We start from the raw sequence: 19020 nt of genomic DNA on the forward strand, positions 1-19020 counted from the left end.
AAACGCTGGAAGCGAATCAAGGGGTTTGACCAACTGAAGCTGGTCGTGGACAACGTGCAGTTTCAGGATGGAATACAGGTGGAAGATCAATCTGGCAGGAACGCTGCCTGATGGTCATACACCAGATTTGACAATAACTCGGCCCGCGCCAGCCAGGGCCTACGCGAAGGTCGAGTACAGTTACATGAAGTTATCCGAGTATTTACTGGAAGCAATCCAATAAGAGTCAGGTGGATGTCGGGTGACGCTGTGCGCCCGGCAGCCCAGGCAGGATGATTGGGGGCGAAAGTACAAGGAAAACAAACGCAGAAAAACCGACAGCAGGCCGTTTGGCTTGGTCAGTGGCGTATCGTGCTTTTAAGGCTTTCTAAGGAATCTTGTGGTTTTACCCATAACTTTTCCATATTTTGAAGCATAAATCTTCCACTACTGAGCTAACCCGCTGTTAATAATGATGCAACTATAGTCTGGCGTGAACGTACAGGTTTTGGTGAGGCACGTTCCAGAATACCGCGAGCTCAAAAGGCACGCCTTTAAACAAAAGCGAACATTGGCCCGCCCAAGATTCAATGGAAGGCTTGGCACCCTGGGAAGAGCTGGCAAAGTACCCACGTACTGAAAACTCTCAATAGCGGTGCAATTGAAAAAGGGATGTTTGCATTTCGCCTGTCCCTGCTTGGATGGGCGTCGTCATTCACCTCGTTCCGAGTGACACAGGGAAGCAAAACCTCGGCTTTTGCAACGGCCCAGTGCTTATGATCCTGGTGGAACTTCCCGCAGGACGACTGTTCCAGTGATTGCCTGTCGACGTGCTTCAGCTGTTTGATCGCTTCCAGGTCGCCCTCAGTCAGACCATCACCGAAGACAAGGGAACCGCCTGAATCGGAGAGCGTTATTATCTTCGCGCCCAATTCGATTACCTTTTCCCCTGCATGCAGAGCAACATTGGCAGAACCGGTGATCATCACCGATAGCCCCTTCAGCGCCTGATCGTGGGCTTTCAACATAGTCGCAAGAAAATAGACCACGCCATACCCCGCGGCCTCGCCCCGACCGCAACTACCGCCAAAATTGGAAGATTTACCGGTGAGCACCCCTTCCCAGCAGTTGGTCAGCTTCATATAGAGGCTGGCCACCAACAGCCCATGATGCGTGGGCGTAGGTTTACGCTTGATAGAAAATGCAAAATAATGTCTAATGCTTTTGCGAATCATTATCGTTTAATGAGGGTTGCCGCCAATGCTTACGATTAACCGCACGCGTCAATTGATCACCGATGGCTTACCCGCCTTTGGACTCCTGAACGCAGTACCAACGCCCTGGATGATCGAGATGATCGGCCATGCCGGCTATGACTATGTCATCCTGGACACGGAACACATGTCCACCAATCCAGAGTCCCTGGAACATATGATCCGCGCCGCCGAGTGTGCCTCCGTCACCCCTCTGGTGCGGGTACCGGGGATTGATCGCGCAGCGATTACCCGTGCCCTGGACAGCGGAGCCCAGGGCATCGTTGTGCCGCGCGTCCGTAACGCCGCAGAGGCGCAGGAGGTTGTTCAGATGGCCCGCTATGCACCGGCCGGCCAGCGTGGCATTACCGGTGGGCGGACAACCGGTTTCGGCACCCTCCCTCTGAAAGAGTACCTCCGCCAGGCAAACCGGGAAGTCCTCATCGTGCTCATGATTGAGGATCAGGAAGGCATCAAGAACCGCGAAGCCATCCTCGATGTTGCCGGCGTCGACTGGGTTCTGCCGGGAGCGGTCGATCTGTCGCAATCACTGGGCTGCCCGGGTGACCCGTTCCATTCGTCTGTCAATCACGCCATCGCGGAACTGGCAGCGAGTTGCCGCGGGCGTCCGGTGGAATTTTGCGCTTTGCCCCGAAGCCCTGGACAACTAACAGAATGGCGGGAGTGGGGAGCAAAAGCCTTTCTGTTGGGAGAAGACCGCAGTCTGCTCTTCAAGTATCTCAAGTCTCACCTTGCGACCTGCCGTACCGAGCCGAGCTCGTCCTGAGGCAACCATTCTTATTCAAGTCTGACAAGAGTTTTCCAATGCGCGATACCGTTCTTTTTCTTGCTCATGTTCCAACGCCAGCCGTGAATCGGGGATTTCTGCCAGCCGCCAAGTCGATGGGGTTGAAAGTAATCCTGCTGACAGACCAGGCAGCGACTCATCACCAGTATTTCAGTCAACCAGATCTTCCCGCCTATCCGGATCAGATTCTCCAGTGTGATGTCTTCAATCCCCTGTCTGTTATCGATCTTCTTTCAGAACTCCCGACGCCCCTGGGCGTGTTCTCCAACAGCGATCACCTGCAGACGGTGACCGCCCTGACTGCCGCATACCTGGGCTTACCCGGAAAAGACTGGCGCACCTGTTACAGGGCCAAAAACAAGGCCGCCATGCGCCAGCACCTGAAAAACATTGATGTCGACGTATGCTGGTTCCGAACAGTGTGTGACCAGGCATCACTGGCTCAACTGAAGGATGACGTCCCCTACCCATGCATTGCCAAGCCCCGGGAAGGGGTTGCCAGCCTCAACGTCAGGCGCCTCGACAACGCTGGGCAACTACAATCGTTCTGTGACCAGTTCTGGCAGGAACAACCCGGGCAACCCTTGCTGCTGGAAGAGTTTCTGTCAGGCCCTGTTCACACTCTGGAGACCATTGGCGACGGGAACAGCCTGATTGCGCTCGGAGGATTCGAAGTGCGGCTTTCCGAGCCTCCCCATTTCGTCGAACTTGAAGCGGCGTGGGTGCCCAACCAGCCGGACAGTCCTCACCTGCAGGAAATGTTCAGGCAGGTAAGGCACTTCGGTGTGGGCCTTGGCTCCTGCCATTCCGAATTTGTGATAACCGACAATGGGCCAAGACTTATCGAGATCAATTACCGAACGGTGGGGGATGGCCGCGAATTCCTGCTTGACCGCATGACGAATCATGGACTGTTCCATGCCATCCTTCAGGCCCATGTTGGCAACCCTCTTGAATTATCCCCTCCCACCCAGACGGCGCAGATACGCTATCTCAGTGCCTCTACCAGCGGACGGGTTCGCCGTTCAGCTCCTGAACGCAGGGAGCCGTGCGGTGACGGCATTGCCGAGTTTGAGCCGTTGAGGGAAGTGGGTGATGACGTCCGGTTGACCCACTCAAACAAGGACTACCTGGGTGTGTTGCGGTTGTTTTCGAGCGATCCCTCCCGGGTGAAGAATACGTTGGCCGAATGGGCCACCGATCTTGAAGCAGAGTGGGAGATAGGCTGATGAGCAGGAACACCGCCCGGCCTTTGGCAGATCCCGGGCAATATTTAACACGAAGACTGATCAATGCCCTGGTCCGCGAAGACGTGGCCGGCTGTCAGAGTGATGCTCAGGTAGTTGGGGTGGACAGCGTGCCCGGCTCCCCGGGAACACCGGCGACCTGGTTACGGTGGACGCTGGCGCAAGGCCTCCTGTGGCTGCCGGTCAATCCGGCAAGCTTCATGCAGCGTTGGCAGTGGAGTGGCGACAAGCTCATCTGGCAGCCCGCGGATCACACCGCGAGCGTGTCGGAGGTAGATCACTATGAACAGGTCCTCGCCTGCCTAAGTGCGGATGAACAAGACGATTCCACGAACCCGTTACAGGTGTATGCCGATGAGTGCAGAACAGCGGAGGTCCACGACACCCTCTGCCGGGCGGAGCGATCCCGGTGGTTTGATGAAATCTGCCGTCAGGGCCACAGCTGGAAGGATTTTCCCCGACTCGCCCAACGCATGCTCTACTTCGATCGTCTCGCGGCCTTCCTCGATCACCCGTTTTATCCCAGTGCCCGCGCCAAGAGTGGTTTTGATAAGGCAGCACTGATAGCCTACGCGCCTGAATTTGCCCCGCGTTTCCAGTTAAGGTGGCTTGCCGTCCCCGGCTCGGAAATCACTTCGATGGGGGAGCTCCCGGGTTGTTGGCCGGATTTCGGCGAGGTAGGGCTGGATAACCGGCTTGCCGACAGCTACCAGCTCTTGCCGGTACACCCTCATCTCTGGGACACCGCGTTGAGTGAGTATCTGTCGACCACAGACATCGGTGCCAGGGTTATACGTGCGCCAGCGCCTGCGCTTTGGGTTCAGCCAACACTGTCGGTACGAACCCTCCAGCTTGAGGCAGCGCCGGAGGTCCACGTGAAAGTGCCCTTGACCATTCGCACACTGGGCAACCGGAACATTCGAACGGTCAAACCGAGCACACTTTATGATGGTCATACGGTTCAGCAAATCCTGCAGGAGATATCCGGCAAGGACCCGGTCCTTAAAGGGACCTTTTCTGTAACCGACGAATCCTCAGGCCTGCACGTTGGCGATCTGCCCTGGCTGGGCTGTATTGTGCGCCGGTTTTGCGGGTTTTCCGACCAGCAGCAGATCGTGCCGGTTGCCTCCCTGTTAGCCGACAACCCTGACGGTCGCTGCGTTGCCCAGATGATGGCGGACGAGTTCAATAACGGCGACCTCACACAATGGGTGCGCCAGTACGCCGCCCTGACGCTGAAGGTGCATCTTCGACTCTGGCTGGTCTACGGCATTGCGCTGGAGTCCAATCAGCAGAACTCCATGGTGCTGCTGACGCCGGGGCGGCCAATGCAACTGCTGTTCAAGGATAACGACGCACCCCGGTTGTGGCCAGACAGGCTGTGCCGACAGATGCCGTCCATGGGGTCAGCAGTGGGGCAACTCCGGGACCAACGCATTCTGGTCGACGATGAAACACCCCTGGCCCAGATGTTTACCACCATTATCCTGCAACTGAACCTGGCCGTTATTCTTGAGGGCCTGGCCGCAAGGGATCTCGGATCAAGGACTCACTGGTATCAGGTGCTTCGTGAGGAGACCGTCAGCGTACTCGACCAACTTGACGACCAGGGCGTCGATACGCAACCGGCCCGCAAGGTGCTGCTGGAGGATAGCCAGCTTTACACCAAATACCTGCTCAGGGCCGGAAGCCTGGAAAGCAAGTCTCGCACAGGCGCCGCCGACATCAATAAATTCTATGGCAAGCTGGCCCCGAACTTTCTCAGGAACGGATCATGAGTCAGTCTGTTCTGCCGGTGGTCCTGCTCAGCCACTTTACCGCGGCCTTGGTGGCGCTGGGGATGCCACCATTTTTTGGGCTGATCCTGACCGACACATTTGCCGTTGAACACACCGTTTGGGTGGGGTGGTTCTATATTATCCCGACGGTTTGCACAGCTCTGGCGGCGCCATTCTGGGGAAGAATAGCGGACCGTTTCGGCCGCCGCTGGTCGCTGCTGCGGGCCCAGATTGGTCTGGCCGTGGCCTTCGTAATCGCCGGATTGGCGCCGGGCGTGGTTACCTTTGCCATGGCACTGATGGTTCAGGGCTTTCTGGGTGGAACCTTTGCCGCATCGAGCGCGTACCTCTCCACCATTGCTCGCGGTCATAACCTGGCCCAGTCACTCAACTGGATGCAGGGCTCGGCCAGGTCGGCCATGATACTGGCGCCCATCCTTTTCGGTTTTTTCATGACCTGGGTCCCAGCCCAGCGCCTGTACCTCTACATGGCCATCCTGCCTCTTCTGTCGGCACTGCTGGTATGGAAGCTCGCCCCGCCAGATTCGGTTTCGGGTGAGCCTGGTGGCCAGAAACATTCACGTGAAGGGGTTTCGACATCCGCCAGTTGGCTGCGGTTGCGGTTGCTTTGCTTCGGTTTCAATTTCGCACTGGTGGCCAGCTTTCCCTACTTCATTCCCTGGACCCAGGAACGAACGGACAGTACTGCCGCTATGGCCGGAGTTCTCTACAGCCTCCCTCATGCCATCTACCTGATTATTCTAATCAGCCCACTGCGACGAAGCGTGTTTTTCGGTAACCCGTGGACTTTGCCCGCGGGCCTGACACTGTTCGCACTGTCCTATGTTATTCAGGCGACGGCCGGAACAATGGCCGCCATTCTCGCCGGACGATGGATCATGGGGCTGGGCATGACAACCTGTCTTTTTGCCCTTAATGCCGAAACCGCACGCCTCACACGGATAGAAAACGCTGGCCAGAGTTTTGGCGCCCTCGACAGCGCTGGCAAATGGGCCGGTGTCGCCGCGGGGGTTCTCGCGGGTGTTGCCACGGGGATGAGCAACCAGACGGCGCCGTTCTGGCTGGGCGCCGGTGTAACACTTCTTACTATCACTCTGAGCGTCTACCGATCCCGCTCTCCCGCCACTGAACATCAAGAACACCTAGACAAGGAGTAAAGCCATGGCAATGACAGCCTCGCATCATTATTTCAGGGATCAGCACTGCGACTTTCTGGCCGATCAAGCCAGCATGGAGGCCCTGCTGAACTGCTACTGCCGGGATTTGGCCCAACCGTCTGGAGAGCTGGCGGTTCATCGTGGTGAAGGCAGCCGATCCTGGCCGCAGGGACTCCGGGTCCGCCTGGCCCTGGAACCAGTGAGCGTGCTACAGATCGCATTCCCGGAATCCGAAGATGTTCTGCTGGTTCTGGTGGCGGGAGACTCGCAGACCTGCAACTACCGCTACCTGTCCGCGCCGTATCACAAATCCGCGCTCAGGGGCTGGCGGGTCCTGGGGCTGGAACAATTGGGCCGGATCCTGCTCCATCAAATGGCACGGCGCTTCAATGAACCCTTCAACGGCGAGCTCTACCGGCAGATTCTTCTCAGCCGCAACGTCATGCGCAGCATTCTTGCCTACAGCCGCGTGCCCACCGATTGGGGACAGGGCCTGGAGGCTTTCCGCTGGTCTGAACAATCCCTGAGTTTCGGGCACCGTTACCACCCGGCACCAAAGTCCAGGGAAGGGTTCGACCAGGAAGACATCCTGCAGTACTCACCGGAAATGGGCGCGGGGTTCGCTCTCTCATATTTCGCTGTCCATCCGGACGATCTTCGCACCCGAGGTGACATTGCCGGGCCCGTTTCCGCGTCCGGCCCGGACATCGGGCTGGATGCCCCCGACGGTTGGGTCGCGGTTCCTGTGCACCCCTGGCAGGCACGCTACCTTATGCGCCTGCCCGTCATCCGCAGCGCTATCCGTTCCGGGCGCATCCTGCCCCTGGGCCAGGCCGGTCAACGTTTCTACCCGACCGCATCGGTTCGCACGCTGTACCAGCCCGGCAACCCCTACTTCCTCAAGTTTTCAACCCATGTCCGACTGACCAACTGCATCCGGAAAAACGCGGTCTACGAATTGGAGAGTGCTGTGGCCCTCTCCGCCGCACTCAAGACCTACCTTGCCCCGTCACTGGCCCGTTGGCGCGGGTTCAGGCTGCTGTATGAGCCCGGCTACCAGACGGTTGATTTTACCGATCACCCAGAGCCTGATCGCCGCACCATAGCAGAGGGATTCGGCGTCATTATGCGAGACAGTATCGAACCGTACCTCGAACCTGGTGTCACACCTTTGCTGGCCGCAGCGCTCTTCAGCGAAGACCGTTTCGGCCGCTGCCCAGCCATCGAAGCTGCCGATACCATGGGCCTTGCAGAACGGCTCACCGTTTTGGAGGCCAGGCTGGCGTGGTTCGAGCAGTACCTCGCCTTGCTGATCCCACCGATCTTCGAGTCGCTGTTCCATCATGGCGTGGTCTTTGAACCACACCTTCAAAACGTGGTTGTGGGCATTCGGAAGGGGTATCCCGTCCAGGTTTTTGTTCGTGACCTGGAGGGAACGAAGCTCGTGCCCGGCCGATGGTCGGGACAACTGCCGGATACCCTCGATGAACAAACACTGGCGTCGGTTCATTACAGTCAGGACAAAGCCTGGAAACGGATCGCATACTGCCTGTTGATCAATCACCTGTTCCAGGCCGTCGCCTGCCTCGGCGGAGGAGACGAGTCTATTGAACGCCGATTATGGCAGGCACTCGCCGGAGTCGTGCGCGACTGGCTGGAAGAGACCGACGACCCATGGGCCACGGATGTTCTCGGAAGACTTCTGGAGGGCGACCCGATTCCCAACAAAAGTAACCTGATGACTCGCCTGTTCAAGCGCCCGGACCGTGAGTCACAGTACACCCGGGTACCCAACCCGCTGGCGCTGACGATGCCTTTCACCGTGGAGACCATGGAGGAGCTGTGCCATGCCTGACGTACCTGCCTCCGTTCAGCAGGCCATCCACGCGCTCAAGCGCCGGGAAAGCGACCCGCTGTGCGCCTATGTGTATGACCTGCCCGGACTCCGCAACCGGATAAAAAGCATTGTCGAGTGCTTGCCGGCCGGCTGTGACATGTTTTATGCCGCCAAGGCGAATCCGGCATTGCCGGTGCTCGGCGCCTTGGCCCCCTTTGTACGAGGCTTTGAAGTAGCCTCGGGTGGAGAACTGGACTGGGTGCGTCGTCATTTCCCGACCACGCCGGTAATTTTTGGCGGCCCCGGCAAACTGGCATCGGACCTCGAAAAGGCTATTGATCAGAAGGTTGAACGGATCCACGTGGAAAGCCTGCTGGAATTACGACGCCTGTGTGACATCGCCGACCGAAAACAGACCCATCAGGACATTCTGCTGCGCATCAATCTCGAACTGGCCGACACACCCTCTACACGGCTTACCATGGGCGGCGTGCCCACGCCGTTTGGCATGGAGGAAGCCTGTATACCAGACGCCCTGGCATTGCTAGCGAAGCAGAACCGGGTCAGGCTGCGCGGCTTTCACTTTCACCTGATGTCACACCAGCTCGACGAGAAACGTCATCTTGCGTTGATAAGGCACTACCTGGAGTCGGTTCGCGCCTGGGAAGCGACGTACGACCTGGATCTTGCCGAGATCAATGTCGGCGGCGGAATCGGGATCAACTATACACAGCCCCATCAGCAATTTGACTGGCCCGGGTTTTGTGCCGGTCTGGACGAGCTGCTTCAAATTCACTCGGATCGGGCCTGGAACATACGGTTCGAATGTGGCCGTTTCATCACCGCCCCCTGCGGCTTCTATGTTGGCGAAGTCCTGGATGTCAAACGCTGTGGCGACGAATGGTTTGCAATTTGCCGGGGTGGGACACACCACTTCCGGACCCCTGCGGCGCAGGCGCACAATCATCCATTTGAGGTATTGCCTGCCTCCGAGACAACCGTCGAATCACCCGGCGTCAAAGGCAACCCTGTCACCCTGGTTGGCCAGCTGTGCACACCCAAGGATGTCTTTGCCCGCCGGGTTGAGGTCGACTCGCTCGGGATTGGCGATCTGGTGGTCTTTCACCACGCCGGGGCCTACGCCTGGAATATTTCCCATCAGGCTTTCCTGATGCATCCCCACCCAAACGAAGTTTTCATCGAGTAACCGGACAGCGGATTGCCCGGTGGAATAATCTGTCGTTATTGTAATGCGAATTATTATCAGTAGAATGTGCGCTAAAATTTAACACGTGCTGGAAAATACAATGTCGAAGTCTGAAGTTTCAACACCACTTAAGCGCCATCCTTTGTCCGTAGCCATCGCCATGCTCCCCGTGTCCCTGCTGGCCATGGGCATTTCACCCGGCGCCCTGGCACAGGAGCAGGCTGAGGCTGCCGCCCTGCTTCCGGGCCTGAACGTCACCGCAGACTGGCTGGGACCGCCGACGGAGGCGTCCGAAAGAACCTACACGGGAGCCCGCACGGTGGTGGAGGAAGAGGAGCTTCAGGAGACCGGCGCTCTGAACCTGGAAGACGCCCTGCGCCCGGTACCTGGTGTCACCGTGCTGGACGAGACGGGTACGGGCATCCTGCCCAACATCGGCGTGCGTGGTCTGAACCCACTTCGCAGTGAACGGCTTCAGATTCTGCTGGACGGTTACCCGATTGCCATCGGGCCCTACAGCAACGTCGGCGTGTCGCTCTTCCCCGTTACCCTTCCGAGCCTGGAAGTCGTGGATATTGTCCGGGGCGGCGCCTCGGTTCATTACGGGCCTAACAACGTGGGTGGCGTGGTGAACTTCGTTACCAAGCCGATTCCGGCGGAAACCTCCCAGACCCTTCGTGAGCGGGTAACCATTGCGGAGGAGACCGGCAACGTCTTTACCGACACCTATTACCGGGTCGGTGGCCGGGCCACTGACAAGCTCGACCTGCAGTTCCAGGCTAATGTCCAGCGCGGCGACGGCTTTCGTGACCACTCCGATACCGAAGTGGATAACCTGATCCTGGATGCCCGTTATTACCTGAACGACCAGCATGAACTGGCGTCGCAGCTGCAGTACTACCGTGTCGATGCCGAACTGCCCGGCGCCCTGACGCCACAAGCCTATGAGCAGGATCGCACCCAGAGCCAGCGTCCCTACGACGGCTACGAAGCGGACATGAGCCGCGCCACCTTCACCTGGACCTACACGCCGGCCGACAATATGGAATTCCAGTGGCGCAATTTCGTGCACGATGCCGACCGCACCTTCTTCTTCGGCCAGAACCTCAGCGGCACTGGCCACTGGGCGGACCCGGGCCTGGATTCGACCCACGTCGCGGATTCACCACGTTTGTTCACGGTACTGGGCACCGAGCCCCGGTTCGCGATTCGTTATGGCCGCCATGACATTACCCTGGGCGCGCGATTTGTCAGCGAGGATGTGGAGTTTGATGTCAACCGACTGGAACTTTCCTCCGGTAACCGTTCCGTGGCACGTGACTGGCACCTGGACACCCGAGCCGCGGCCTTCTACGTCAGTGATACCGTGTCCTTCCTGGATGATCGCCTGACGGTAACGCCGGGCCTGCGTTATGAAGACGTTGATATGGATTTCCGCGACAACCTCAGTGGCAACACCGAGGAAAACAACGCGGAGGAGCTGCTGCCGGGCCTGACCGTCGGCTACCAGGCGTCTGATGATCTGTTTGTTTTTGCCAACAGCCAGCGTTCCCTGGTGCCAGTCCAGATTGCCCAGACCACCCGTGAAGGTGCAGTGGCCAATGAAACCGCCTGGAACCATGAGCTGGGTGCACGCCTGCAGGTCACACCGGACCTGTTCTCATCCGCCACGTTGTTCCGCATCGACTACGAGGATCAGATTCAGCTCAACCGTTCGACCAGTCGTTTCGAGAACCTGGGAGAGACCCGTCTCCAGGGTATTGAACTGGCAAACCGCTGGAACCTCAACAGCCAGTGGGAACTGGGCCTGGGTTACACCTTCCTGGATACCGAACAGCTGTCCGGCGATAACGAAGGCAACGAGCTTCCCAACGCGCCCACCCATAAGGTCAGCGCCGATGCGGTATACAGCTACCAGGCCTGGGACGCCAGCGTGAACTGGGTATACGTGAGCGAAAGCTACAGCGATGCCGACAACACCGAAGAAGAAACCAGCAATGGCAGCGCCGGTGAGTTGCCGGATTACCACCTGGTGACTGCCCGGGTCGGGCGCGACTTCGCGGTGGGCGGTGATCGTGTGCTGAACCTTGGCCTGGCGGTCAACAACCTGCTGGATGAGGATTACTACTTCCGGGGCGTGGACGTCAGCCCGGTCGGCCGGGTACCTCAGCCGGGCCGAAGCTTCATCCTCGAGGCCCAGCTGGACTTCTGATGGCCTCACTACCGAAACGGATTGCAACGAGCCTGCTGATTGTCCTGCTTTCCCCTGTTTCAGGGTGGGCGGACAATGAGGGTATCCGCTTGACGGATGACCGCGGGGAAACCCTGCGGTTGTCCGCTGCGGCAACCCGGCCCGCGGCGATTTCGACTTTCGGCGCGGATGTCGCACTGGCGCTGGGAACAGCGCCGGTCGCGGTCACCGACTACGGACTCCAGGGGGTGCCTGACTACCTGGCGTCACAGCTAAGCGGTGTGCGGGGTCTCGGACCGCGACACCAGCCCAACCTGGAAGTGCTGTCGTCGGTCCGCCCAGATCTCGTAATCGCCATCCGCCGCTATACCGAGAAGGACGGTGATCAGATCGAAGCCATCGCGCCGCTCCTGGCCCTGGACCTGATAACGGTCGAGGACAGCCTGCGGGCGGTGGAGCTGGCAGGCCAGGCGCTGGGTAAGCCGGCCAAAGCGGAGGCACTCAACGATCGATTCCTCGAACACGTTCAATCGCTCGCGCAGCGCAATCACGGCAAGCCCATGGGGACCGTGGCACTGCTGACCAGCGGCAGTGAAACGCCCTTTGTCTACTACGACCACTTTCTGCCCACCGCGCTGCTGGAACGCCTGGGCTTCGACAATGTTGGTGGCAAGCCACCCAATCCCGAGAGCGGCATTCCCCTGGGCTACCGGATCAGCCTTGAGGCCCTGCTGAAACTCAATCCAGACACCATTCTCCTGTTACCCACCAGTCGTCAGCGGGCGTTCACAATGAATCCAATCTGGCCCTATCTCAAGGCCGTAAGCACCGGCCAGGTCTACGAAGTGCCGCACTACTGGAAAGAGGGCGCCGGACCCATCGCCCGGGAGCGCATGCTTGATGACATTCAGCGTCTGTTGCTGGCCCCGGACTCCGGCACATGATCGGTAGCGCTTCGACAGCACGCCCCTCCACGCTCTATGTGGCAACACTGCTGTTCCTGGTGCTGCTGTTTCTCGTTGGTCTGATGGCCGGTTCCCAGTGGGTGTCGCCGCTCCAGCTGCTGTCAGCCATTGATGGCACCAGCGACCTGCTGACGCGCATTACCGTGCTGGAGTTGCGACTGCCCCGCAACCTGCTCGGCATTCTTGGTGGTGCCGCGCTTGGGGTTGCCGGGGCCGTCATGCAAGGCGTTACCCGGAACCCCCTGGCATCCCCCGGCCTGACCGGTGTGATTGCGTCCGCCGCCCTGGCGGTGGTGTCACTTCGAACCCTGAGCTCTCCGGGCGCAATGTGGCTGCCGTTGATGGCGCTGGGCGGGGGCCTGCTCGGGGGTGCTCTGACCTTCGCCATCGCCGGTCGAAGAAGGCTCCAGCCGGAGCGCGTGGTACTCGCCGGCATCGCCGTGACCTCGCTGGCAACGGCACTGACCACCGGCCTTCTGCTGGTATCCGGGGCGGAGGCGGCAGAACTCTACTATTGGCTGGCGGGCAGCCTGATGGGACGGGGCTGGCTCCAGCTCCAGATGGTGCTGCCCTGGCTGCTACTGCCACTCGGTGCCCTGCTGGTCATGCAGCGCCCCTTTCGTGTATTGCAGTTGGACGACGACCTGGCGCTGGCCATGGGCCTGGCCGTCGGACGCTGGCGCCTGACTTTCCTGTTACTGGCATTGCTGCTGGCTGCCGCGCTGGTCGCCTTCACCGGTCCGATCGTGTTTATTGGCCTGGTGGCGCCACACATCGCCCGGCGGCTCGCGGGCGATCAGATTCAGCACTGGCTACCGTTGAGCGCTCTGTTTGGAGGACTGTTGCTGCTGGCTGCCGATATCCTGGCAAGGCAACTGGCCTTCCCCCAGGAATTACCCGTCGGTATGCTGACCGCCCTGATCGGAGCCCCATGGCTGATCTACCTGCTCAATTCGCGAGCCTCAACCCGGAGCGCATAACGTGACCAATCCGGCGACGACACCAACCCGCGCAAACCGGCCTCCCGGTGCCAGCCCTGTCGCCAGGCTGTTTCTGGCCGGCGGGCTCAGCCTGGTTGTTGTCATCGTCGCGGGCGTCCAGCTGGGAGCGGTGGACCTGAGCTGGTCCCAGGTGTGGGCGGGGCTCACCGGAGACAGCTCACAACACGTACAGAGAGTCGTCTTCGAACTGCGGCTACCCCGCACCCTGACCGGCGCCCTTATCGGTATTCACTTTGCTCTGTCGGGGTGGCTGTTGCAGTTGCTCAGCCGCAACCCCCTCGCCGAAGCCGGTATTCTCGGCATCTCCGCCGGCGCAAGCCTGGTGGCCGTTATCGCCTTCATCGTCGGTGACTGGCTGGTGTCCAGTGAGAATCCGTACAGCAATACCTCCTTTGCCCTGCAATACCTGCCGCTGTTTGCGATGGCAGGCGGACTGGTGACGGCGCTTGCGGTGTATTGCCTGGGCATGCGCCATGGCCAGCTGTCGCCGGTGAAAATGACGCTGACCGGCGCGGTCATCGCCGGTATGCTGCACGCGCTGACCACCGGCGCACTGGCGTTCTGGGGCCACGCCCATACCGAGCTGGTGGCCCAGTGGCTGGCCGGCTCGCTGTACGGTAGCGAATGGCAACACCTGCACACGTTGCTGCCATGGACTCTCGTTGGGCTGATCGGTGTGGTTCTGCTCATGCGCCCACTGAATGTGATGCAACTCGACGACCAACACTCACGCACCCTGGGCCTGGGTCTCAACCGATGGCGTTTCTTTGCCCTGCTGATCGCCACCCTGTTGGCGGCCAGCGCGGTCGGCGTGGTCGGGCCCGTTGGCTTCATTGGCCTGCTTATCCCCCACATCAGCCGCCGGCTGGCCGGCGCTAACCTTCCGGTCCAGTTGGTGTTGTGTGTACTATTGGGTGCGGTGCTGGCAGTACTAGCGGATTTACTGGGCCGAACGCTGTTCACTCCCTATGAAGTGCCCGTGGGCGTCGTTTCCGCCGTCCTTGGTGTACCCTTCTTTTTGTATCTATTATCGCGTCAACCCTGAAGGCGGACCCCTTCTCCATGTTACGAACCGAGTCTCTCTCGCTGGCTTACGGCGACAAAACGGTTGTAGACAACGTCTCGCTGATTATTCCCGAGGGTGGCATTACCTGCCTGCTGGGCCCCAATGGCTCGGGCAAAAGTACCTTGCTGAAAAGTTTCGCCGGCCTGTTGCCCCCGCGGTCCGGTCAGGTCTACCTGGACGATCAGCCAGTTGACCAATGGCACCGGGGCAAACTGGCCCTGAGGCTCGCCATGCTGCCCCAGAAGCCGATTGTGCCCGATGGTATCCGGGTTCGGGACTTGATTGCGCTGGGTCGCTTCCCCCACCGTAAATGGTGGCAGAGGAACCTCACCACTGACGACAATGTAACCCTCGACGCTATGGCAATGACCGGGGTATCAGACCTTGCGGAACGACCGGTGGAATCGCTCTCCGGAGGGCAGCAGCAGCGGGTCTGGATTGCCATGGCACTGGCGCAGGAGACTGATATCCTGTTGCTAGACGAGCCAACCACGTTTCTGGATTGGGGCTACCAGTTGGAAGTATTGGAGCTCCTGTCTACGTTAAACCAGCAACAAGGACTGACCGTGGTCATGTCACTTCATGACCTCAACCAGGCCGCGCAATTTGCGGACCGGATTGCGGTGCTGGCTGACGGCCAACTCGACACCATCGGTAGCCCTGCGGAAGTTATTACTGAATCCCTCGTCAACCGGGTATTTCGGGTGCATACAAGCATTACTACGGGGCAGGAAGGTCGTCCGTTTTGCACCGGATTTGCAGAATCGGCTCAAAGCCGGCCCAAGCAACGTCCTCGCTGTGTCGCTACCTCTTAATTCAGAACTCGTAGCCAGCACTCGGGTTCTATCCCGTTACTGCAGATACTTATAACGAAAGAGGCTGAATTTCGGCATGGGAAGTTTGGTCTATCGGTCAGAACGTAGGCTTGGCGCCCCTGGTCTGCCAGTTCCCCTTGCAGGCAGAAAACTCTATAACGAGTCATGATTTTCGGTACCTATCCTCTAAAGGGGGCCGAATCATGACACTTTCCACCAGTCATTTACCCTGGAACAAGGGAAAACTAGTCGGACAAAAGTTTCCACTAAAACTCGAACAGACCTGGGCAATCCGCATTCGGTTAGAAATCGCAGAGAATGTCCGAGAACTGGCGATGGTCAACATGGCGATCGACTGCAAACTGCGTTCTTTCGACATGGTTAGGTTATTGGTTCGGGATATTTCCAGAAATGGAGAGGTTCTGGACCGGGCGCAAGTGATTCAGCAGAAAACCAGTCAGCCCGTCAGGTTTGAGATAACCAAAAAGACACGTGAGTCGGTTTAGTCGTGGATCAAACATCGCGGACTCTCTGGTGAGGTAGTGGTTCTCAAAGGAAGCCGGTGATCCTACTTGGGATTATGCCGAGCATCTTAGGCGCCTAAACAAAAGCGAACGTTCGCGCACCTCGGTTCGATAAATCTGCCTATCTTTTCGTAGTGTCCGCAGTGACGGGGTAGAGCCTCAAGAGGTCGATTGGTTCAGAAGCTAATCCCTTTGGCTTTTTGTTCCAATGTCTCCCTCATGTAGAGATGCAATGAGCGGGCACGCGATGCTGTCCGGCCGTGCGTGGCATTGACTGACCATGTCGCTCAGAGCCTTCTCAATTTTGACCAGCCTTTCGATCTTTTCACGCACATCCTTCAGCTTGTGCTCGGCGAGCGCACTGGCTTCCTGACAGTGAGTGCCATCTTCCAACCTTAAAAGGTCGCCGACCTCGTCGAGACTGAAACCCAGCTGCTGCGCCGTTTTAACAAATGTTAGCCGATCAATATCGGCGGAACCGTAGCGTCGAATACCACCTAGAGGTCGTTTGGGTTCCGACAACAGACCTCGCCGCTGGTAATAGCGGATCGTCTCGACATTTACATTGGCCGCCTTGGCCAAGCCGCCAATAGTCAGTGAACTGGCTTTAACCGACATACTGCTTGACTCCGTACTTGACTACGGAAGTAACCTTATCGCATCGAGTCCATGGGCAACAGGTGTCAGCGTCATGTCGAAATTCAAATCTAAATCCGGAGGTGCTTCTCTCGCTGTCGGGGGCATGGCTGGACTTCTCGCCTCGGCGTGCTGTCTCGGGCCATTGGTACTTATCACTCTGGGCGTTTCCGGTGCCTGGATCGGCAACCTGACAGCTTTGGAGCCCTATCGACCGCTGTTCATTGGCGCGGCCACCGTCGCCATGTTCTTTGCCTGGCGACGAATCTATCGCCCTGTAGAGCAATGCTCATCCGGTGAAACGTGTGCGATCCCTCAAGTCCGAAAGACCTATAAGGTGATCTTTTGGGTAGTTACGGCTCTGGTACTGGTCGCATTAGTGTTCCCTTACATTTTGCCTCTATTCTACTAAACGGAGATTTTTCTCATGCGTAAACAGTTTGTACTTGCCATGTTCCTCACTTTGCTCAGCATGTCCTCCTGGGCTGCGTCTCAAACAGTAACTCTCTCGGTGCCTGACATGACCTGTGCCGCGTGTCCGATCACCGTCAAGTTGGCCTTAAGTAAGGTGGAAGGGGTGTCGCAAGTTTCCGTGAGCTACCCTGATCGAGAAGCCGTCGTCACCTTTAACGATGCGCTCACTTCCATAGAGGCGCTCACCGAGGCCACGAGCGACGCTGGTTACCCCTCCACTCCCACGGCCTCAGAGGCGACTCCGGAGGGGCAATGAAGAATCCGAAGAACCTGCTCAGGGTCGGCATAGTAGGGACTATTCTGGTTGCACTATGCTTCTTCACACCGATTCTGGTCATTTTGATGGCCACCGTGGGACTGGCCGCCCTGACGGGCTATCTCGACTATGTGCTTCTTCCGGCACTGGCGGTATTCATCGGCCTGACGGTTTATGCGTTCTGGCGGAAAAAGCACTATGACGCCAGCTACGAGAGCAACTTCAAAGCTCCAAGGAGTTTCCCGAGTGAAAAATGACAACAAACTGCATATTGCGGTAATCGGCAGTGGTGGTGCCGCCATGGCGGCTGCCCTGAAGGCAACAGAGCGCGGTGCCCGCGTCACCCTGATTGAACGTGGGACTGTCGGCGGCACCTGCGTAAATGTTGGCTGCGTGCCCTCGAAGATTATGATTCGTGCAGCACATATCGCGCACCTGCGAAAAGAAAGCCCGTTTGACGCGGGCATCAGTGCTGAGGCTCCTCAGGTAGACCGAGCAAAACTGCTTCAGCAACAGCAGGCACGAGTGGAGGAGCTGCGTGACACCAAGTACGAAAAGATACTTCGAGAACACAAGGACATCACAGTCCTGAACGGTGAGGCCCGGTTTGTCGATACCAATAGCCTGGTAGTCACGCTGGCTGAGGGTGGTGAAAAACCGGTTCATTTTGATCGCGCCTTTATTGGAACCGGAGCCAGACCGGCAGAGCCGCCAATAACGGGGCTGGCAGACACTCCTTACCTGACATCAACCAGTGCCTTGGCGCTGGATACCGTTCCCAAACGGCTGATCGTGATTGGTGCCGGTTTCGTTTCCTTGGAATTGGCTCAGGCATTCGACAGACTCGGCAGCAAGGTTACCGTTTTAGCCCGGAGCCGTGTGTTGTCCAGCGAAGATCCTACGATCGGAGAGGCCATAGAGGCGGCTTTTAAACGGGAAGGGATTGAGGTGCTTCGCCAGACCACGCCCAGCAACGTGGACTATAGCGACAACGAGTTTATCGTCGAGACGCCTGCCGGCACCTTGCGAGCCGACCAACTACTGGTGGCGACCGGTCGAACGCCCAATACCGAGGCCCTGAACCTGGCGAGCATTGGCGTGGAAACTTCACGCGGCGCAATTCAGGTGGATGAGCATCTGCAAACCACGGTCACCGGAATATACGCTGCTGGTGACTGCACCAATCAACCGCAGTTTGTCTATGTCGCAGCTGCCGCAGGCAGCCGAGCCGCCGTCAACATGACGGGAGGCGAGGCCAAACTCGACCTCAGTGCCATGCCCGGGGTCATGTTCACCGATCCTCAAGTCGCCACCGTTGGCCTCACTGAAGCCGAAGCAGTTGCTCGGGGTTATAGCGTGGACACCAGGCTGCTCGACTTGGAAAACGTGCCGCGTGCGCTAGTAAACTTTGACACCCATGGATTTATTAAAATGGTAGCAGAGCGCAGCACAGGCCGTTTGCTCGGGGTGCAGGTTGTCGCAGCGGAAGGCGGTGAAATTATCCAAACGGCAGTGATGGCGTTACGAGCAGGTTTGACCGTTCAGGAAATCGGCGATGACTTGTTCCCTTATCTGACCATGGTTGAAGGACTCAAACTCTGTGCGCAAACGTTCACCAAGGATGTAAAACAGTTGTCCTGCTGTGCCGGTTAATCGCTCCGGCTCTGGTCAACGCGAGCACTGTCCAAAATTTGAACGTTCGCTTTGCGACCAGGCTGGCCAGCAGGGAACAATTTTCTGAACCATACAGCTTCACGCTGTGGTCACGAAATTCGATGCATTGACTCCCATCCATGACGATAAAT

18 protein-coding genes are annotated in these 19020 nt (G+C 58.4%); 16 read left to right on the forward strand and 2 right to left on the reverse strand.

Annotated features, from left to right (window positions below):
• Positions 1–566 precede the first annotated feature (566 nt).
• Positions 567–1214, reverse strand: coding sequence for a hypothetical protein (locus AC13DJ_RS06140; RefSeq protein ID WP_482932848.1), 648 nt, complete (start codon positions 1212–1214; stop codon positions 567–569).
• A gap of 25 nt (positions 1215–1239) precedes the next feature.
• Here AC13DJ_RS06140 and AC13DJ_RS06145 point away from each other — a divergent pair, with 25 nt between their 5' ends.
• From AC13DJ_RS06145 to AC13DJ_RS06200, 12 genes are all read left to right on the forward strand, one after another.
• Positions 1240–2019, forward strand: a complete 780-nt coding sequence (locus AC13DJ_RS06145; protein WP_482932849.1) for an HpcH/HpaI aldolase family protein — start codon at positions 1240–1242, stop codon at positions 2017–2019.
• A gap of 116 nt (positions 2020–2135) precedes the next feature.
• Positions 2136–3269, forward strand: coding sequence for an ATP-grasp domain-containing protein (locus AC13DJ_RS06150; protein WP_482932850.1), 1134 nt, complete (start codon positions 2136–2138; stop codon positions 3267–3269).
• Positions 3269–5065, forward strand: a complete 1797-nt coding sequence (locus AC13DJ_RS06155) for an IucA/IucC family protein (protein WP_482932851.1) — start codon at positions 3269–3271, stop codon at positions 5063–5065. Before AC13DJ_RS06150 ends, AC13DJ_RS06155 begins: the two co-directional genes overlap by 1 nt.
• Complete coding sequence (locus AC13DJ_RS06160; RefSeq protein ID WP_482932852.1) at positions 5062–6243, forward strand: MFS transporter; 1182 nt, start codon at positions 5062–5064, stop codon at positions 6241–6243. Before AC13DJ_RS06155 ends, AC13DJ_RS06160 begins: the two co-directional genes overlap by 4 nt.
• A 4-nt stretch (positions 6244–6247) precedes the next feature.
• Positions 6248–8098: an IucA/IucC family protein gene (locus AC13DJ_RS06165; RefSeq protein WP_482932853.1), complete on the forward strand. Its 1851-nt coding sequence runs from the start codon at positions 6248–6250 to the stop codon at positions 8096–8098.
• Complete coding sequence (locus AC13DJ_RS06170) at positions 8091–9287, forward strand: type III PLP-dependent enzyme (protein WP_482932854.1); 1197 nt, start codon at positions 8091–8093, stop codon at positions 9285–9287. Before AC13DJ_RS06165 ends, AC13DJ_RS06170 begins: the two co-directional genes overlap by 8 nt.
• A 100-nt stretch (positions 9288–9387) precedes the next feature.
• The gene (locus tag AC13DJ_RS06175; RefSeq protein ID WP_482932855.1) at positions 9388–11499 is read left to right on the forward strand and encodes a TonB-dependent receptor family protein; all 2112 of its coding nucleotides are present in this window, start codon (positions 9388–9390) and stop codon (positions 11497–11499) included.
• Positions 11500–11618: 119 nt separating this feature from the next.
• Complete coding sequence (locus AC13DJ_RS06180; protein WP_482932877.1) at positions 11619–12422, forward strand: ABC transporter substrate-binding protein; 804 nt, start codon at positions 11619–11621, stop codon at positions 12420–12422.
• The gene (locus AC13DJ_RS06185) at positions 12419–13423 is read left to right on the forward strand and encodes a FecCD family ABC transporter permease (protein ID WP_482932856.1); all 1005 of its coding nucleotides are present in this window, start codon (positions 12419–12421) and stop codon (positions 13421–13423) included. The genes AC13DJ_RS06180 and AC13DJ_RS06185 overlap by 4 nt, the downstream gene beginning before the upstream one ends.
• 1 nt (position 13424) lies before the next feature.
• Complete coding sequence (locus tag AC13DJ_RS06190; protein ID WP_273166644.1) at positions 13425–14489, forward strand: FecCD family ABC transporter permease; 1065 nt, start codon at positions 13425–13427, stop codon at positions 14487–14489.
• 17 nt (positions 14490–14506) lie between these two features.
• Positions 14507–15325 carry an ABC transporter ATP-binding protein gene (locus AC13DJ_RS06195; RefSeq protein ID WP_482932857.1) on the forward strand — a complete coding sequence of 273 codons (819 nt, stop codon included), beginning with the start codon at positions 14507–14509 and terminating at the stop codon, positions 15323–15325.
• Positions 15326–15528: 203 nt separating this feature from the next.
• On the forward strand, positions 15529–15831 hold the full coding sequence (locus AC13DJ_RS06200; RefSeq protein ID WP_273166626.1) for a site-specific integrase: 303 nt from the start codon (positions 15529–15531) through the stop codon (positions 15829–15831).
• A gap of 201 nt (positions 15832–16032) precedes the next feature.
• On the opposite strand, the gene merR is transcribed toward AC13DJ_RS06200, so the two are convergent.
• Positions 16033–16467 (reverse strand): Hg(II)-responsive transcriptional regulator, encoded by a 435-nt coding sequence (merR, locus tag AC13DJ_RS06205; protein WP_011783479.1) that lies wholly within the window; start codon positions 16465–16467, stop codon positions 16033–16035.
• A 73-nt stretch (positions 16468–16540) separates the two neighbouring features.
• Here merR and merT point away from each other — a divergent pair, with 73 nt between their 5' ends.
• Genes merT through merA form a run of 4 tightly spaced genes read left to right on the forward strand, consistent with a single transcriptional unit; the run spans position 16541 to position 18868 of the window.
• Positions 16541–16897 carry a mercuric ion transporter MerT gene (gene merT, locus AC13DJ_RS06210; protein ID WP_482932858.1) on the forward strand — a complete coding sequence of 119 codons (357 nt, stop codon included), beginning with the start codon at positions 16541–16543 and terminating at the stop codon, positions 16895–16897.
• A gap of 15 nt (positions 16898–16912) precedes the next feature.
• A complete protein-coding gene (gene merP / locus AC13DJ_RS06215; protein ID WP_011783481.1) occupies positions 16913–17215 on the forward strand; it encodes a mercury resistance system periplasmic binding protein MerP in 303 nt (100 codons plus the stop codon).
• Positions 17212–17472 carry a mercury resistance system transport protein MerF gene (merF, locus tag AC13DJ_RS06220; protein WP_482932859.1) on the forward strand — a complete coding sequence of 87 codons (261 nt, stop codon included), beginning with the start codon at positions 17212–17214 and terminating at the stop codon, positions 17470–17472. The genes merP and merF overlap by 4 nt, the downstream gene beginning before the upstream one ends.
• Complete coding sequence (gene merA, locus AC13DJ_RS06225; protein WP_206769573.1) at positions 17414–18868, forward strand: mercury(II) reductase; 1455 nt, start codon at positions 17414–17416, stop codon at positions 18866–18868. The genes merF and merA overlap by 59 nt, the downstream gene beginning before the upstream one ends.
• The last annotated feature ends 152 nt before the right edge of the window (positions 18869–19020 follow it).

It is taken from the genome of Marinobacter sp. L-46 (genome assembly GCF_056859535.1).